This window comes from Streptomyces ossamyceticus, assembly GCF_001418475.1.
GTDB lineage: Bacteria > Actinomycetota > Actinomycetes > Streptomycetales > Streptomycetaceae > Streptomyces > Streptomyces ossamyceticus.
In genome coordinates this window covers 1-1659 of the sequence record NZ_LIQX01000716.1, presented here as the reverse complement: position 1 = coordinate 1659, position 1659 = coordinate 1, and the positions used below count along the sequence as shown (strand labels likewise).

The window sequence follows — 1659 nt, the reverse complement described above, 5'->3', positions numbered from 1 at the left end:
CCTCGATCTTGCATGAGGGTCCGTCGGTTTCTTCGGCGGGCCGTTTCGGTTGTTCGGGCTGGTGGTGGCCAGGCTGAGGGCCCGGCTGTCGCGTCGGGTGTGCGCCGGGTTCCACGGCTCCGGTCGGGTGGTGATACTCGCAGGGACGGGAAAGTGCTGGTCAGCCGGGGTTTGGGAGAGTTTCGAGCCTTGCGAGGGCGTCGGTGATCACGTCGGTCCAGGGCCAGTGGCTTGCGAATCTCAGGCGCCGGCGGCGGGCGGTGGTGATGATCTGGGCGGCGGCGGAGAAGAGGCGGAGCCTCAGGCGGCGGGGCTCCCACCTGCGGGTTTCGCCCAGCAGGGCGAGCATGGGCATCCATGCGAGGAGGTCGAGGGCGAGCTGGACGATCTCCAGCCAGATCTGGTTCTGCGCGGTGTCGTGCAGGGGCAGATTGCGCAGGCCGGTGGCGCGCGCGGCACGGATGCGGTCCTCGGCTCGGGCTCGCCGGCGGTGCCTCAGCTCCAGTGCCGCGATCGGCATGTCGGTGGTGTTGGTGGCGAAGCAGGTCAGCCGCAGTCCGTCAGCGTCAGTGATCCGCAACTGGGCGCCAGGGTGCGGCCGTTCCTTACGGACGATCAGCCGCATTCCCTTCGGCCAGCCCTTGAGGCAGTCGCCGATGATCTCGGCGACCCAGGCCCCGTCCCGGATCTCGCCGCCGGGCTCGACCGCCGGTGTCCAGGCGCGGGTCGGGACCTTGAGGACGGCCTGGTGAATCTGCTCGGTGATGGTCATGCCGACTGAGTACGACAGCCACCGGCCGCGTTTCGCGAGCCAGGCCACGAACTCGTGGGTGCCGCCGCCGGAGTCGGTGCGGACCAGCGTCCGCCGGCCGCGCCGGTAGGTCTTCGGCAGCTGGGCCAGGGCCAGTTGAGCGGTGGTGATGTGGTCCGCGGCGGTGTTGCTGCCCGCGTTTCCGGGCCGCAGCACGGCGGCCACCGGCTCGCCGGACCCGCCGGTGCCGTGGTCGACAAACCCCATCAGCGGGTGGTGCCCGAAGGTCCTCTTCCAGGTGGCGGCCGCGTCCTGCTTGTCGGAGTGGGAGATCACCAGGACACCGTCCAGGTCCACGGTCACCTGCCCGTCGGCGTCCGGCGCCGTGTCGCCGGCCAGTTGCCAGACGTGTTCGCGGGAGTGAGCGCGGGCCTGGCGGATCGCGGTCAGCGCACGGTTCCCACCGGCGGCGAGGGTGTCGACGAGCCGGGAGACCGTCGGATCCGAGGCGACTGGCCCGAACATCGCTGGCTCGGCCCGCAGCATGGCGACATCGGCGAGGCAGTCGCCGCCGAGCGCGACCGCGAGCGCCACATCCAGCAGGACCTTGCCAGGATCGTGCACCGCGCGGGGCTTCCGCCAGGGCGCCAGTGCCGTCGATATCGCCTGATCCAGGCCGGACTTGCGGACCGTCTCCACCAGCAGCACGGACCCGGCCTGCGAGACCACTCCGCGACCACCGCCCTCGACGCGGACGCGCGGGTACGACCCGATACGCTTCTTCACCTGGAAAGTGCCTCCGACAGGGGCGGGAACAAGGGCCTAGACAATCCTCATTCTCGCTGGTCAGAGGCACTTTCTGCTGTCCTGATCACCTGCTGGACAGCCCACTTCGTGAAAGCACGAGG

At 70.0% G+C, this 1659-nt stretch carries 1 protein-coding gene; it reads right to left on the bottom strand.

Going from position 1 to position 1659, the window contains the following annotated elements:
* Positions 1-160: 160 nt before the first annotated feature.
* On the bottom strand, positions 161-1537 hold the full coding sequence (locus tag AOK15_RS37350; RefSeq protein WP_079058924.1) for an IS1380 family transposase: 1377 nt from the start codon (positions 1535-1537) through the stop codon (positions 161-163).
* Between the last annotated feature and the right edge of the window lie 122 nt (positions 1538-1659).